At 49.6% G+C, this 16,318-nt stretch carries 14 protein-coding genes; 13 read left to right on the top strand and 1 reads right to left on the bottom strand.

What is annotated here, in order from left to right; translation table 11 throughout:
- Window positions 1-361: 361 nt before the first annotated feature.
- The 5 genes from BM412_RS20960 to BM412_RS20940 are packed head-to-tail and all read left to right on the top strand — an operon-like array spanning window position 362 to window position 3,534.
- A complete protein-coding gene (locus BM412_RS20960; RefSeq protein ID WP_091222723.1) occupies window positions 362-1,195 on the top strand; it encodes a VanW family protein in 834 nt (277 codons plus the stop codon).
- Window positions 1,196-1,232: 37 nt separating this feature from the next.
- Window positions 1,233-1,502 (top strand): hypothetical protein, encoded by a 270-nt coding sequence (locus BM412_RS20955; protein ID WP_091222720.1) that lies wholly within the window; start codon window positions 1,233-1,235, stop codon window positions 1,500-1,502.
- A gap of 33 nt (window positions 1,503-1,535) precedes the next feature.
- On the top strand, window positions 1,536-2,198 hold the full coding sequence (locus tag BM412_RS20950; RefSeq protein WP_091222717.1) for a hypothetical protein: 663 nt from the start codon (window positions 1,536-1,538) through the stop codon (window positions 2,196-2,198).
- A gap of 30 nt (window positions 2,199-2,228) precedes the next feature.
- The gene (locus BM412_RS20945) at window positions 2,229-2,759 is read left to right on the top strand and encodes a DNA topology modulation protein (protein WP_091222714.1); all 531 of its coding nucleotides are present in this window, start codon (window positions 2,229-2,231) and stop codon (window positions 2,757-2,759) included.
- 37 nt (window positions 2,760-2,796) lie between these two features.
- A complete protein-coding gene (locus BM412_RS20940) occupies window positions 2,797-3,534 on the top strand; it encodes an AAA family ATPase (RefSeq protein ID WP_091222712.1) in 738 nt (245 codons plus the stop codon).
- A gap of 55 nt (window positions 3,535-3,589) precedes the next feature.
- On the opposite strand, the gene BM412_RS20935 is transcribed toward BM412_RS20940, so the two are convergent.
- Complete coding sequence (locus BM412_RS20935) at window positions 3,590-4,600, bottom strand: LysM peptidoglycan-binding domain-containing protein (protein WP_091222709.1); 1,011 nt, start codon at window positions 4,598-4,600, stop codon at window positions 3,590-3,592.
- A gap of 348 nt (window positions 4,601-4,948) precedes the next feature.
- On the opposite strand from BM412_RS20935, the gene BM412_RS20930 reads away from it, so the two are divergent.
- The 8 genes from BM412_RS20930 (at window position 4,949) to BM412_RS20895 (ending at window position 16,314) form a co-directional block, all read left to right on the top strand.
- On the top strand, window positions 4,949-5,314 hold the full coding sequence (locus BM412_RS20930) for a ubiquitin family protein (RefSeq protein ID WP_143111671.1): 366 nt from the start codon (window positions 4,949-4,951) through the stop codon (window positions 5,312-5,314).
- 18 nt (window positions 5,315-5,332) lie between these two features.
- Complete coding sequence (locus BM412_RS20925; RefSeq protein ID WP_091222704.1) at window positions 5,333-10,303, top strand: DUF4132 domain-containing protein; 4,971 nt, start codon at window positions 5,333-5,335, stop codon at window positions 10,301-10,303.
- A gap of 64 nt (window positions 10,304-10,367) precedes the next feature.
- Window positions 10,368-11,294 carry a phosphotransferase family protein gene (locus tag BM412_RS20920; RefSeq protein ID WP_091222700.1) on the top strand — a complete coding sequence of 309 codons (927 nt, stop codon included), beginning with the start codon at window positions 10,368-10,370 and terminating at the stop codon, window positions 11,292-11,294.
- A gap of 36 nt (window positions 11,295-11,330) precedes the next feature.
- Window positions 11,331-12,152: a GNAT family N-acetyltransferase gene (locus tag BM412_RS20915; RefSeq protein ID WP_091222697.1), complete on the top strand. Its 822-nt coding sequence runs from the start codon at window positions 11,331-11,333 to the stop codon at window positions 12,150-12,152.
- Window positions 12,153-12,284: 132 nt separating this feature from the next.
- Window positions 12,285-12,797: a P-loop nucleotide/nucleoside kinase family protein gene (locus BM412_RS20910; protein WP_091222693.1), complete on the top strand. Its 513-nt coding sequence runs from the start codon at window positions 12,285-12,287 to the stop codon at window positions 12,795-12,797.
- Window positions 12,798-12,834: 37 nt separating this feature from the next.
- Window positions 12,835-13,305 (top strand): GNAT family N-acetyltransferase, encoded by a 471-nt coding sequence (locus BM412_RS20905; protein ID WP_091222690.1) that lies wholly within the window; start codon window positions 12,835-12,837, stop codon window positions 13,303-13,305.
- A gap of 434 nt (window positions 13,306-13,739) precedes the next feature.
- Window positions 13,740-15,191 (top strand): spore germination protein, encoded by a 1,452-nt coding sequence (locus BM412_RS20900; RefSeq protein ID WP_091222688.1) that lies wholly within the window; start codon window positions 13,740-13,742, stop codon window positions 15,189-15,191.
- Window positions 15,192-15,195: 4 nt separating this feature from the next.
- A complete protein-coding gene (locus BM412_RS20895) occupies window positions 15,196-16,314 on the top strand; it encodes a Ger(x)C family spore germination protein (RefSeq protein WP_091222686.1) in 1,119 nt (372 codons plus the stop codon).
- The last annotated feature ends 4 nt before the right edge of the window (window positions 16,315-16,318 follow it).

The raw sequence follows: 16,318 nt of genomic DNA, 5'->3' as shown, positions 1-16,318 counted from the left end.
CTGCTATGGATACTGAGAGTCTCAAAATTGAACTCTCACAAGTAAACTAACCATGATCCTCCTGCTATGGATGCGGAGAGTCTCGAAATCGAACTCTCAGCAAACAAACTAACCATGATCCCCCTGCATGGGATACTGAGAAAACGAAAACCGAACTCTCAGCTCCGACAATACACCGAAATGATACCGAGAGTCTCGAAATCGAACTCTTACGAAGCCAAACGTATCGCCCGATTGATAGACCGCCGATGGAAAGTGATCGGTGGTCTTATTTGCGGTTGCAACTTTTTCCTGTGACAGACGTCTTATTTTAAGTGTAAAAAAATAGAAGTTGAGATCATTTAAGGAAGGTGCAGTGTAGATGAAACCGATTCAGAGATCTAGGCTGCGACTTCTGGTGGGGACGGCTTATTTTAGATGGCGCAGATATGCTCGGTGGCTCTTCGGGGGTATTTCATTTGCTCGAACGTTCTCAGACGAACCGCTGGCACATGTTGTTTTTCATCATGCAACGCCGACGCTGCGAAAGCTTAAAGACGTGGATATGTGGCTGCAGCATAATAAAGAGATCAATCTGGCGCTTGCGATAAAGCAACTTCATGGACTCGTCATTGCCCCGGGAGAGACGATGTCTTACTGGAAGCTGATCGGGCGAACAACCGCGCGAAAAGGCTATGTAGCGGGAATGGTTTTACACTATGGCAAATTCAAGTCAGGGTTAGGCGGAGGGCTGTGCCAGCTATCGAATTTAATTTATTGGATGACGCTGCACACGCCGCTTACTGTCATGGAGCGACATCGACATAGCTATGATGTGTTCCCGGACGCGAACCGTACACAGCCCTTCGGCAGTGGAGCGACTTGTTCCTATAATTACTTGGATCTGATGATTCACAATCAGACGACAGTTCCCTATCAACTAGTGCTTGAGTTGAAAGACCATGTTCTGACGGGGGAGTGGCGCGCAACCGATAAGCCGCTTCATGCCTACGAAATCTATGAGAAGGAGCATCGCATTGAGCAGCAGTATTGGGGCGGCTACGTTCGGCGTAACCTGCTTCATCGGCGTGTTTATAATCAAGCGCATGAAATGATAAAGGATGAGTATATCACCGAGAACCATGCACTCATGATGTACGCACCTTTATTGACAGAACCTGCATCTCGCGGGGATAAGACGGAAGTAAAGGTATGACCGGACATACAGGATATAAAGGAGGTCCGAACGGAAAATGGGCAGCATCGGATTGATAATCATAACGGTATTCGTGGTCATTGTTACACTGATGTTTTGTGCGGGGGTCATGTTGGATTTTATCAGGCCCAGCGTTCTTCAAGTACAGCTCTTAGGGATTCAATTAACGTTGTTCGGAATCTTAATCTTATTCGCTTTCGATGGGGCAACCGGATATGGCGTGACGATTGGTATAATCGGATTGCTTACAGGGGTGTTCGGGTCATTCCGAGATACGGCAGATGTGACTAATAGCAGCGGCAGGTGATGGTGTGAAAAAGGCAGGCGAGGAGAGCAATCCATGAAAAAATGGTTACATGCGATCGGATTCATCTGTGCGCTTATTGCTCTTACAACGGGCATCATAATTTCATTAAAGCAGACAGAAATCACGGTTGCCAGAGTATACGGTTCCGGTACATCTCCTGAAGGGAACAGCATTTTAGTCGGGCTCTCCGGCGATCGGGCAATCCCTTGCAGCTATGAGCAGCTAAACACGATAAGTGACGATTCCTATTTAAACATTACGTATTCCGTCGTTTATAAGCAGAATAGATGGTTCAACAACAATCCGCACATCGAGAAGATCCTTCGCTTTGAAAGACCTTTTCCGGATAAACAAAACGCACAAGTCCATGGTTTCTATTACCGTCTAGTGGACGAATCGCTTGAAACAATAAACGCAGACACTTCCGTATTCACCAGATTGTACGAGAAACGTGAGGACTACAATAACTTGGCTGACCTTGTCCCGCAATACATTGTCATTCCCCATGCTGAAACGATCAAACAAGCGCGTCAGTGGGTGGAACAGCATCATCCGGAGTTTCTGCAGTTGATCGATCAAACGGTTGTGGAAGCCTCGATGTTGAACCGTTGGAAGCAGGACGCATATGAGCAGGTTTACAGCAACGCATCCCCGGAGGGATATTCGACGGAGGATTTCATCGGGAGCACGACTTAGCAAGATCTGCACGTTTTGGTGGAGGGTAACATGAAGAAAATGATATTAATCGGCTCCGGCGGTTCCGGGAAATCCACGTTAGCTCGCAAGCTGGGGGAGCTTCTGTCCATCGAGGTTCATCATCTGGATGCACGGTTATGGAGACCGGACTGGGTTGCTGTCCCTAAAGCGGAGCAAATAACGATTCAAGATGAGCTGATCAGTCGCGACAGGTGGATTATCGACGGGAATTATGGAGGCACGTTGGATAGGCGAATAAAGGCGGCAGACACTATCATTTTTGTGGACCTGTCCAGGTGGATCTGTCTTTATCGGGTACTAAAAAGAAGATTCCGGCACCGACATACGAAGCGGATAGACATGGCAGAAGGCTGTGAAGAGAGAATTACCCTCGATTTTATGAGATGGGTTTGGGCGTATCCAAGCAAACATAGGCCGAAGATTATGAAGCAGCTTATGGAATTGTCGACTGAAAAAACCATTATTGTGCTAAAGACGCGAGGCGAAGTACGAACGTTCTTGGAGCGGATAGAGCGGGAGGCGAGCTGGCGGCAGCACTAGCTTTCTGTGAACGAAGTAATGATTGGAGTTGAATTCGATGTATCTGCGCAGTCTCGAGCTGATAAGGAATGAAGAAACAGATCCGAAACGCTATCCGTTCTCGATACCGGCTTTGAAGTATTTGAAGTCATTGTCTTTCCGGACAAACGTGACCTTTCTGGTAGGGGAAAATGGTTCGGGAAAATCGACGCTTCTGGAAGCGATCGCGTTTCAATGTGGATTTAACACGGCCGGTGGTGGACGGAACAATAACTATGATGTGGATGCTGCGCATTCCATTCTTGGAGAGCATATTCGATTGTCGTGGATGCCGAAGATTACGAATGGGTTCTTCTTGCGAGCAGAAACGTTCTATCACTTCGCCTCCCATATTGATACGATGCCGGATGGTTTAGGTGCTTACGGAGGCCGCTCTTTACATAAGCAATCCCATGGCGAAGCGTTCCTGTCACTGTTCCGGCATCGGTTTGGCAAGAAGGCGATCTATCTGCTCGATGAGCCCGAGGCAGCATTATCGCCTGCAAGGCAGCTGGCCCTAATGCGAGTCATTAAGGATTTGGAAGAGGATGCGCAGTTCATAATCGCGACGCACTCCCCGATCCTTCTCGGCTACCCGGATGCGCAGATCGTGAACTTCGATGTACATCCCATTGAGGAAATCAGGTATGAGGATACGCTCCATTACATCGTCACAAGGCGGTTTCTTGAGAATAGAAGGACGGTTCTGGATGAGTTGTTCTCGGATGCGGATGATGATGAAGATGACGAAGAGTAATGGCGTTTCTGAACATAAGAAAGAGCTGCCCGTATAATAGCGGCAGCTCTTACGTTTAAACTTTAAGATAAGGAATTTTCAACACATCGCCGGCTTTAATATCGTCGTTGTTCTTCAGATGATTGGTCTGCGCGATGTTTACGGCGTATTTGGTGGATCCGTAGTGTTTCCGTGAAATGCTGGAGAGCGTCTCGCCTTGCTTCACCGTATGATTGGCAATCGGCTTCACGACAGGAACCGCCGGAATAATTAACGAACTTCCCGCAATCAAATTCTTGTCAGGATCCAGCTTATTTTGCTTCACGATCAACGCTACGTTTTTCTTCGTTTGGTAGAATTGCAGAGAAATAGTAGACAAGGTATCGCCTGTGCGAACCAGATAAGTCGCCGGTAGTGTGACTTTGGAGTAGTCCATGTTCTGCGGCTTGGCAGCCGACGATCCGGCAGAAGATGATAGAGCCGGAATCTTGATGACATCCCCTGCGACCATATCATTGATAAACACAATATGGTTGTACTCCGCCAGGCGGGCAACGTACTGCTTGGAATGGTAGAATTTCATCGATATCGTGGAAAGCGTGTCTCCTTCTTTGAGAACATAGGTCATCGGGTATTTTACGGCAGGCTTAGAAGCTGTGCTCGATGAAGGCTTACTAACCGGTTTACCGGCTTGCACGACCTTAATCTCCGGCTTCGAAACGGATGGTTTGTCCGGCGTGACAACAGGCTTCACGGCAGTTTCTTGATCATCCTTGACCGAAGTTTCCGGCTTTGCAGTTGCGGTAGTGCCGGAAGATTTCCCCGGAGCAGGCGCTAACTCATGAACAACCTTGTCTCCGTCGTTCTTCGTTGAAGATTCGGTCTTGATCACCTGCATGCCTACGGGATCATTCCCTGTCGCCGCTTGCTTCGGATCGGATCCGGATTGTGCTGCATATATGCTATACAGGATTCCGCTAATCAGTAGGATGCCGGCTGTTGCCTGGACCATTAGCAGAGTGCTTTTCTTCTTCTTCGTACGAGCGGCTCTGGGCTGCAAATCGCTTCTTTTCGATTCTTTGTTCAAAGCGCATACTTCCTTTCGTGTTCAGAATCTCTATCATTTCCTATATCTTACTATACTTAACCGCCTCGAAACGGAACATTAGCGAAATCAGGTGATTGGCACTAGAGCGGGGCAGGAGAAAGCACCTAATTGGAATACGGACCTAGGATTCTGAAGCCGATACTCGTAAGGAGAATGGCGGACAATCAGGCATTTGAAGTAGTCCATACCGTTCATGGGAGAGGAAAACCTCCGAACGCTGCGAAATAAATAGAAGGCCTATTTTACGAAAAATGAGACTGGGGCAATGTGATGCAAATACTCATACTGGTAAAGCAAATCGGAAAACGCAAACCAATCCTTGGTGAAATGGCCATGCCATTGCCTCATTCGCCGTCAACGCTGGAAGAGCTGATTACGCTGATCGTAACGCTCGAGGTAGAGCGGTATAACAGCGGCGATGCTGCTCAATCAAAGGTACTGACGGCGTTGACGGAGGACCAAATCGCGGATCAGCTGGAGTCCGGCAAGGTTGGATTCGGTGCGAGGTATAACCCTAATCGGCAAGACGTAGTGGGGGCCATAGAGAATGCTTGTCTCAGCTACGAGGACGGTCTCTACAAAGTATTTATTAATGATCGTGAGATCGAGAATCTAGATGAACGTATTGAGCTGCAAGACAATGACCGAGTAATGTTTATCCGATTAACGATGCTTGCTGGACGAATGTGGTAGTGAGGGGGAGCGGGAACGATGCAATGGACCAAAGATCGAATAGAGCAAGTGAAGGACTATGTGGCTCAGAAGCGGGATGACTTGAATAGTCTGCCTGCTTCACTACGTGAGATGGCAACCGTCATTATGGATTGTTATAGAAGCGAGTATGTATCATTCGATAAGTACACCAAGCTGAGAAAAGTATTGTTGTCTGAGTCGCACACCGAGATGGCGGATGTGTTCTCAGGCGATCAATTTGAAGTACTGCGTTTTCTGCTAGGTGATGCAAATGCAGCAAGTTTTAAGAAAACATGGGACCGCTGCGCGCTGTATCCGTTCTCGATGGGTTATCTCAGACGATCATTCAGGACGAACCGCGCATGGGACATCTATCTCGAGTCGAATTTGGATCGGTTAGGTTATGCGCTGCGTTTTGTTGCGATGGGCTATTCTACCTCTCAGCTGGAAGAGGCGGTAGTTGATTCGGAGACGGCAGACTATCCGTATCTGCATAACTATATTGCGCTGGAGATTGATGGAGGAAATGCCGCACTGCTGCGGCAACTGAAAGGAATCATATATAGCGACAACAATACGGCTGTCGTTACCCGCAACATCATCAAAGGATTGCTCATGAGCCGTAATCCGGAAGCGCACGGCATCATAGGTGAATTGCTGCTCGCCGCCAAGCTGCAAGAGGGTTTGCGCCAGACGATCACGGAATGTATGGACGAGGCAAGCAGAGAAGGATTTAGCTACATACTGGGTTTGATTATCGAGCATGATTTAAGCCGGTTCTCCTCCATTATTCGCGCGTTCGATGTGTGGACAGGTTTAGCACTGGAAGCGCAAAAGCCGGCCGTCATCAAGAAATGTCTGAAGGCCGCTTACGATTGTTTGACGAACGAGGCAGTTCTTCATGAATGTCTGAAGAGTGAAGACAGCCAGCTGCTGTACATCGGTTTGTGGGCGACAGCCGTTGATGAATTGATGGATACCGAAGCGACAATCATGGCGCTGAAGCAATCCGGCTCCAAATACAAGCAAATTACGGCTCTGCAATTCGTAGCGCAAACTCAGTTTGCTGCATTTCAACACCGAATCGCCGCAGCTTTTCTGGAAATTCCCGATTTGGAGGTTGTTGCTTGGGTACTGCCCAATTTATTCAGCGAGGTCTCAAGCTACAGCTTGAACCATCGTCAGCTCGAACCCGAGGATTTCGCAATGTATGTCGTTACCGACAGATCGTTGTTTGATCAATTGAAGTATATCCTCGATCGGATGCCGAAGAAGGAAGTCAGCTATTCAAACAGTGCTCTGTCCTTCAGCCGGACCGTGTCAGCCGATCAACTATGCGGCCTTATGCTAATTGTTGCTTATATTCACAACGATCAAGAGATGTTCGATGTCATGCTCGATTACCGGGACAAAATGAATGTAGATACGCGTTCCACGCTCGTTCATATCTGCCTTGAGAACCCGCGGAGCGAGAAGCAGCGTCAAGCGTTAATTGAGGCGTTAGGCGATAAGGGAGCGGAAGTTCGTCAGACCGCGCAGCGCGGTGTCGAGAACTTGCGGCTGAGCGACGAGGAATATGTCTGGGTAGAAGGATTACTTCAGTACAAAGCTGGCGACCTGCGAAAAGCGGCTATTCAATTGCTGCTCAAGCAGGAGCCGGAACAGCTGAAGCATACCATCGAGCGTCTGCTGTCGGACAAGAAAGAGGATAAGCGCCTGGGCGGACTCGATATGGTTCTGAATTTGAAGGAAGATGAGCAGAGACGGCCTGTTTATGAGCAATGCGCCGCGTTGTTGAAAGACAACGATGCGATTAAGCGTTCATCGAGGGAGCTTGTTCTGATTGAGCGCATTACGGGGACGGTTGAGGTGGAATATAGTCCGGAGAATGGTTTTGGACTTTATGACCCGCAGCAGCACCAGCAGCTGCCTGAGCTAAGGCCTTGGCAGGGGGCTTCACTTCAGGATATCTTGACTTCAAGCGCCGAAGAGATTCAATCCGTGCTGCAGAGCTGGAGCGATCTCATTCATGAGCATCGGGATTATGAATATGAGATCGAGGAGTATGATGGCAGCCGCGGCAAAATCGTACTCGGCACGCAACAGTGGGGCATGCGTGCTCTGGTGAACGCCCATAATCAGGGACCTGCCGGATTAAATGATTATCCGCTCGCAGATGTTTGGCGCAGCTTCGCACGGGACAAGGGGCTGGATACGAAACGCATCCTGGAGCTGCTCTTCTATTACGATGTCTGCTCCAGAAGATATCGGATGACTTTGCACGACTTTTCGTCCCATTTTCAAATCTCGCATGTCCTTCAGATGCTCTCGCCATCCGTCATGAGTGAAGTAGGCAAGTGGCTGGAGGAAATGCCGTATGGGCGCCTCATCCACAGCCTTCTTAGAGTGATGTTCAATGAGTGCGATTCGCGGGAACGGTTCGCGCTGACGTACAATGCGTCGCTTGCGTTGTATGAAGGCATTCTGATCGATCAACAAAGCGAGTTCGTCAAGCAGCATCCAAGTCTGGAGATTCAGCTGCCCTACATGGTGCAGGTCTTGAGTTTCGCTGAGATTATGAAGACGGAGGAAGTGTCGTTCTGGTATTCCTCAATGGCCGGCGTGTATAACGAAGAGGAAGACATGTTCAGGGCAGGATTTACGTTGCTGTACCGTTATGCACGCTTGGGTGATCAGTTGGAGCAGTTGGGGTTAGTTCCTTTTGCAAAAGCCTATGAATCCGGATTCATTACCGCCAATGAATTGTATAAGGAGCTGCTGGGTAGGAAGAGCAGTCCCGATCATATCAACACCATTACGAACGAGCATCGACATCATCGCGAACAGCTGCTTCTATATCCCGGGGCGGAGCTAATCGGCAGATTGGCGGTAGAGCGGATCGTTGAAATCGAGCTGCAGCGCGGGGACAGCGACACGGCAGTCAGCTATCTGGCCCAGCGGATTAATAAATACGAGGGCATGCAGTATTTCGTCGGCTGCCTGCTCAGTTTAGGGAACAAGGAGAAACTGGCACGCGGGTATTTCTATAGTTGGGGAAGCGGGCAAACGAAGAAGGATATGATCAGCCATCTGCTGAAGTGCTGCTATCCGAAGCAGGGCGACGATGCCAATACCTTGAGAGGGCTGCTGGAGGGACGCGATATTTCAGAGACCAGACTGATAGAAGCGGCCATGTATGCCCCTCAATGGGTGGAAATTATCGCCGACTACTTAGGCTGGGAAGGATTGGCCGCTGCTTGCTGGTATTTCCACGCGCATGTGAATCAGCATTTCTCCACGGACAAAGAAACGATGGTCGCGCGGTATTCGCCGATCTCGTCGATTGATTTTAATGAAGGAGCCTTCGATATCAATTGGTTCTTCGAGGCGTACGAGACCCTAGGGGAACAGCGCTTCCAGCTTGTCTATGACAGCGCCAAATATATAGCCGAAGGGGCGAATCATAAGCGGTCTCAGTTATTTTGCGATGCTGTTCTTGGCAGGTTGGATGCGGGAGTTATCGAGAGCGAGCTGTCGAGCAAACGAAATAAGAACCATGTGCTGTGCTACGGCTTGATTCCGTTCATGACAGATAATCGGAAGGCGGAGCTTATCCACCGGTACGAGGTGCTGCAGCGGTTTGCCAAAGAGAGCAAGCAGTTCGGCGCACTGCGGCGAGACAGCGAGTCGAAGGTCGTAAGTATTGCGCTGGATAATTTGGCGCGCAATGCCGGTTATTCCGATGTTATTCGCATGACATGGAACGTGGAAGCGGAGAAATTCAAGCAAATTGCGGCCAGCTTCGAGCCGGTTACGATACAAGAGTGGGAAGCTTGTCTTGTGATGGATGAGAGGGGCAAAGCTTCGGTAACCATTACGAAGGACGGCAAGCCGGTGAAGACGATTCCGTCGAAACTCAAAAATGATGAGACGCTTGCCGGGTTGAAAGAATTGCAAACCTCGTTGAGGGATCAGCATAAACGCGCCCGTTCCGCGCTGGAGCGAGCGATGGTGCTGGAAGAGGCGTTCACCGCGGAAGAGCTGAGTCTCATCCAAACCAACAAAGTGATAGAGCCGCTGTTGAAGGATCTCTTGTTTAAGTCTGCGAATGCGATCGGATTCTTCGAGCAAGGGAAACTGCGGGATATGAGCGGGCATGTCATTTCATTGAATGCTGCGGAGGAAGTACTGATCGCGCACCCGGTTCATTTGCACGAGAGCGGAGAATGGGCTGCTTATCAGAAGGTTGTGATTGAACAGCAAATCGTGCAGCCCTTCAAGCAAGTGTTTCGCGAGCTGTACCGTCCGAATGAGGATGAGCTGCTGGAGGGGGTTCGTTCCAGACGTTATGACGGGCACCAAATCCAGCCAAGAAAAGCCGCTTCGCTGCTGAAATCCCGACAATGGACGGCGAGCTATGAAGAGGGCTTGCAGAAGGTGTACCATAAGCAAAATATTGTAGTGACCCTGTATGCCATGGCAGATTGGTTCTCACCGGCCGAGGTAGAAGCGCCGACGATTGAAACGGTAGCGTTCTACAAGCGGAAAACAGGCGAGCCCATGCAGCTGGCTGAAATTCCGAAGGTCATTTTCTCTGAGGTGATGCGCGACGTTGATCTGGTTGTGAGTGTGGCTCACATCGGCGGCGTGGATCCGGAAGCGAGCCTATCTACCGTGGAAATGCGGGCGGCTATGGTACGCGAGCTGATTCCGATTCTGAAGCTGGACAATGTCGAGATCAAGGGCTCCCATGCGCATATCAAAGGAAGCTTGGGCGAATATACCGTTCATCTGGGCAGTGGCATGGTGCATCAAATGGCGAGCGGAAGCTTGCATATCTTACCGGTGCATGCACAGCATCGCGGCAGGATCTTCTTGCCCTTCGTCGATGAGGATCCGAGGACAGCGGAGATCATGTCGAAGGTGCTGCTGCTTGCCGAGGACCGCAAGCTGAAGGATCCGACTATTTTGGAGCAGATTAAGAGATAGTGAGAGGTAGAAGAGGCAGCAGATCGGAGGGATTTGCTACCTTTACTTTAGAGGGGGTTGTAACGTGACTGCATACGAAAAGCCAACTCTGGCTACCGCCGAGATAGAGGAAGTATTGCGAGGGCAGATGGGATCAGGCGTGAGGGAGATCACGCCTATGTCAGGCGGCAACTTGAGCAGTGTATACTCTTTCATTCATGAAGGAAAGGGACATGTCATTAAATTCAGCGACATGGCAGGGGCTTATGAAACGGACCGCTATATTTCGAACTTGCTAACCAGCCAGGGAATCCCTTTCCCAAGGTTTCTTGGGCAAGGGAAGGTTAGGCATCTGGGATACGTGATCATTGAGCAGATCGAAGGCGGCAATCTCGCGGATTGCACCAGAGAGCAACAGCTCTTCCAGCTTCCGGAGCTGACACGGATTTTGACTCGCATTAACCATGTCGAGCTAGGCTTAACAACCGGCTATGGGTGGATCAAACCGACCGGAGATGGTACTTATAACACGTGGAAGGACTATCTGGTCCATGTGTTCGCGGAGGATCAAACGGGGAACTTCTGGGAGAACTGGTATGACCTCTTTCAAACGACCTGCTTGGAGAAAGATGTGTTCAACGAATGCTACAGCAGGTTGATGACGTATTCGGTCTACAATGAGCCTCATCGGCATTTTATCCATGGGGATGTTCACCAGTGGAATATTTTATCGGACGGCAAGCGCATCACCGGGATCATAGACGGCAACTGCGCATATGGCGATTTTCTGGTAGATCTCGCAATTCTAGACAGACACATGTCGGGTCTGGAAGTGGTAGAAGCTTATCAAGCTTACCAAGAGCAAGCCGGGATCCTGATTCCGGATTTCAAGGAGAGATTGATGGGGGCGTATTATTTTAAAGGCATGGATGGACTTCGGTTCTATGCAAAAATGGGATGGAACGATGCCTATCAATCGACGCGAGACTTTCTTCTAAACTTGAGTAAGTGATATCGAGCAAACCTGCGGATAGATAAAGGAGACAACATGTTAACGACCGGACAATTACTGGCTATCGAACAATTGCAGATCGAGTGTGAAGCCCATGATCATGTACAGCTGAAGCTCAACTGGGAAATGCTTAGAGAACGCGATGCCGACCAACTCAGCTTGTTTCATTATGAAAATGAACAACTTATAGCTTTTATAGGCTTGTATGCTTTTGGCTCAACGGTCGAAGTATGCGGCATGGTGAAACCCGGTGAACGACGGAAAGGGCATTTCCGCCGCTTATTCCGGCAGGCGATGGAGAAAGTCAGGCAGAATGGATTCAAGAGAATCTTGTTGAATGCGCCTGCGGGATCAGAGGCGGCCAAAGCTTTCGTGAGGAAACAAGGCGCCGAGTATGCATTCTCGGAGCATCAAATGGAGTGGCAGGAAAGCCCCCTTGGCGAAACGGACGGCATCATGCTGAGGCCGGCAACGCAGGAAGATTACGAAATGCGCGTACGCATATCCGTTCTGGCGTTCGGAGATGACGAAGCGGATGCCCGAGCGATGGCAAGTCACGTTTATGCGGGGAACACCGATGTGTTCATGATTGACGTGAACGAAGAGACGGTAGGAAAGATCCGGGTGAGTCGCGAAGAAGGGCAAGCGTGGATTTATGGATTTGCCATTTTGCCTGAGCACCAAGGTAGAGGGATTGGCAGGAAAGTGCTGCGTCGAGTCATTCAAGAGCAAAGCGCTGCCGGCTGCTCGATACACTTAGAAGTCGAAACGAAGAATGACCATGCGCTAAGGCTGTATGAATCGGTCGGGTTCCAAGCGGTGCATGCACAGGATTACTATAGCTACCACGGCGGTTAGCTAATTAGGGAATGGATTCGGAGGTAGTCACTTGGGGAATGGTCGTTTATTTCCTTGCGCAATTCAGGAGCTGTTCTATTAGTTAATATCGAGGTATGCACGCATTTCATGATTTCGAAGGAGTTTGAGTTTATGCTTTATATATTTAGCGGGTTGCCAGGTACCGGAAAATCCGCGTTATCATCAGCGCTTGCTAGAGAACTACGGGCTACGTATCTCCGGGTTGATGTGGTGGAGCAGGCTATGCGGGATACTGGAATGAGGGTAGACGGACCTGAGGGTTACATGGTGTGTTATGCGATTGCGTTGCAGAATCTCCGATTGGGCCTAGACGTGATCGCAGATACAGTTAATCCCATCCAAATCACGCGCGATGCTTGGCGCAATGTCGCGGAGTCTATTGAAACTCCGTTTCTGGACATTGAAGTGATCTGCTCCGATGAACGTGAACACAAGCATCGAATCGAAACGCGTTCAGTGGATATTCCCGGCTTTGTTCAACCGAAGTGGGAGCAGGTCAAGAATCGACAGTACGAGGTTTGGGATCGGGATCACATCGTGATTGACACGGCTCATCAGACTGTAGACGAAAGCTTGAAGACTTTATATGAACGATTGAGTCGAGTGAGTAGCGAATTGAATTGATTATGTTAGAGGCAGATGAATATGGACTGGGGGCATCATGTTGCTTTACATTGGCGAAATAAATGCGGATGTCGCCAGAGATATATTAGATTGGAAGTATGGTCCTCCATATGATTTCTACAATAATGAGCTGAGCTCTGAGTCGCTGGATGAATTTCTATCCGGTTCCTATTTTGCTGTATGTGATCGTAACCAAGGATTAATCGGATTCTTTTGTGTTGGAATCTCCGCACAAGTTCCAAATGATAGCTATACTTATTCGCCTGCGTTTACAGACTTAGGAATAGGAATGAGACCTGATTATACGGGGCAGGGAAAAGGAACTTCGTTTCTAAGTTTTGTTCTTAGCTCTATGGAGAAATCCTACGGAAGTCTCCCCAAACGACTGACGGTGGCAACGTTTAATAAACGAGCCATACATCTATATGAAAAATTCGGATTCTGCCGGGAATCCGAATTCATAAAAGGCTCAACATCATTTATTACTATGATTCAGAAAAAGCTATAGAAATAAAAGCCCACCGATTAATTTTGGTGGGCTTTATAGGCTGCCCGAACTTTAACGGTTGTCAGCGTGGCTATTTGTTGACAATATGTCTTTTTGAAATTCTAACGGTTGTGACAGACGTTATTTGCAGCAGATTGGTCGATTCCAGTGGGAATCGTTCAAATAAGCGCTGTGGCAACCGTTTGCCTATAAAATGGGTGAAATTATGCAAAATAACCACTGTCACAACCGTTAGAGTGGAATGCCAAGTTTCTCGAAACATGCAACAGGCCACCAATTCATATTGGTGGCCTGTTGCATTCCTAAAAGGTTAATCGCGTGCAATGATTGACCAAGACTGCTGTCCGGCAAAACGCCGACTCTCCAAAATAAGGAATGAATATCCCGCTTTCTGGACAACCTGACTGGAGCAATTGCAGGAGGGGAACGTTTCCATGACGGAGCAAAATCAGGATCTTGCGGATCGGATAACGGAACGGCTGGGAATCTCTCCGGACGTTGTGCGCCGCCATCTGCGGACAAAGGCGGGGTTCGAGGTATCCTGTCTTTTTCTTACCTCGCTGGCTGATCAAAATCAGGTAGACGAAGCGATTATTCGTCCGCTCCTTCACGCTACGCAGGCGATGGATAACGAACATCTCGAGATAGAGCCTGTTGCCTGGTTGAAGATGAGCATTTCCCATGGTCAAATGAAGGAAACGGACGGACTGGAAGAGTGCGTGGAAGCGCTACTGGGCGGACATTGCCTCATTCTTGTCCCAGGGAAGAATCAAGCACTTGCAATGGATGTTTGCAAACGGGAACAACGCAGCGTTGAGGAACCCAGCACGGAATCGACGATCCGCGGGCCGAGAGAAGGGTTCGTGGAGGATTTGATCCGCAATCTGTCCCTTATCCGTAAGAGGGTGAAAAGCGATAAACTCGTATTCGAATCCATGGTCATTGGAACGGAAACGAAAACGATGGTTTGTCTGGCCTATATGAGAGGGATAGCCTCGGTGAAATTAGTGGATGAATTCCGCACGCGGCTGCAGGCTATTCATACAGACAGCATTTTGGAGAGCGCCTATATCGAGGAGTGGATCCAAGACAAGGCGCTGACACCATTCCCGCAATTAATTGCAACGGAACGACCGGATGCGATCTCCGCGAAATTGCTGGAGGGTCAAGTGGCGGTCTTAACCGACGGTACGCCGATCGTGCTGGCGGGACCTTTGACTTTCTTCCAGCTGTTCTCCGCGCCGGAAGACTATTATCAGCGCGCCGATATCGCGACACTGCTGCGCTGGCTTCGGTTTGCGGCCTTTTTCCTCGCCATTTTCGTTCCCGCACTGTATATTTCGGTCGTCAGCTATCATCAGGAATTGTTACCGGACCCGCTCTTGGTCAACTTAGCCGCCCAACGGGAAGGGGTGCCTTTTCCGGCTTTCATCGAAGCGATCATGATGATGGTCACGTTCGAAGTGTTGCGGGAGGCGGGGCTAAGGATGCCGCGGATTGCCGGTCAGGCGATCTCCATTGTCGGAGCGCTTGTGCTTGGACAAGCGGCAGTGGAAGCGGGTATTGTCTCCGCGGCCATGGTCATTGTCGTCTCGATCACCGCGATATCCAATTTCGTATCGCCCATGTACAGCTTTGGGATCACGCAGCGGATCATTCAATTTGCATTCATGATCCTTGCCGGTACGATGGGGCTGTTCGGGCTTATGTGCGGCGTATTTTTTCTGCTGGTTCATCTTGCTTCCCTTCGTTCGTTCGGCGTCCGGTATTTCGCGCCATTCGCGCCTATGTACCTGCCCGATTGGAAGGATACGTTCGTACGGGTTCCCCGGCCGCTTCTGAAGAGTCGTCCGAAAATGTTTCAACAGGGAAAGACCAGAAGGTGATCTTATGATAATCAAATGCTTACAGGTTGCCGCTCTGCTGCTAATGTGCACGGGTTGTTGGGATATGAGGGAGATCAATCATCTGGCCTTGGTGGATATGACCGCTGCGGACATCGATCCCAAAACCAAACGGATTACGGCTTATTACCAAGTCATCAATCCGACCGGCATCTCCCCCCGGCAATCCGGGCCTGCCAAAGCGTCCGTCTATACCTATGTAGTGTCGGAACAAAACCCCGGCCTGTTAACCGAGAAGACAGGCACGATCATGTCTCGGATGCTATTCACCGCCCACATGCAATGCTATGTATTCACCGAACGGTTCGCAAGGGAGGGGCTGCTCGAATTAATCAATTATTTGGAACTGAATACGGAGCGTCGAACCAATGTATATGCCGTCGTAACGGATGCGCCCATTCAGAATGTGATGGAAAATTTCACGCCTCTTGACCGGGTGCCTGGGCGTAATCTCCGGTTGTTGATGGATTGGCAAGCGAGTACATTCGGGATGACCAAGAAACTGACTCAATTGGAGGATATCGTGAAGGGGATTCCGTTGAGCCGTCCGACGATCATTCCGATCCTTCATTACTACGGAAGCAGTCCGGTCGCCGAATCGGATCGCGTGGAGACCATAAAGGCGACGGAAACAGGCTATCAAATCTTGGGTGGCGCGGTGTTCGTTCGAGCAAAAATGGTGGGAGAAATCGATCAGCACACGAAAAAAATGTATTACGTTCTGAACGGCGACGCCCGCAGGTGCTTGGAAAGCATCAAAGTAAACGGCGTCCATGTAGATTTGGAGACGAGGAACATCCAAGTCAAACGAAAATGGGGACCGTCCAGGCTTCATATCACCATCCACGTTAACCTTCGGATCTTATACAATCAGCAAATGAGCCCCCTCACTCTTCAGAATACGCACGAAATCGAGCAGGCTTTCAACAGGACCTTAAAGGAGCAGTCGGACCAATTCGTCCGGCTCGCGCGAGAAAAAGACTGGGATCTGCTTGGCATCGGGGATACGAAACAAGGACGCGGTAAGTGGCGCGATTTCGACGTTTCGTTCGAGGTGAGCTCCAAAGCAGCCGTGTTCGGCAACACGAGAACCCCTTACCAATAAGGAG

It is taken from the genome of Paenibacillus sp. BC26, from assembly GCF_900116125.1.
GTDB classification, from domain to species: Bacteria; Bacillota; Bacilli; order Paenibacillales; family Paenibacillaceae; genus Paenibacillus_Z; species Paenibacillus_Z lignilyticus.
This window is presented reverse-complemented; position numbering and strand designations above follow the sequence as displayed.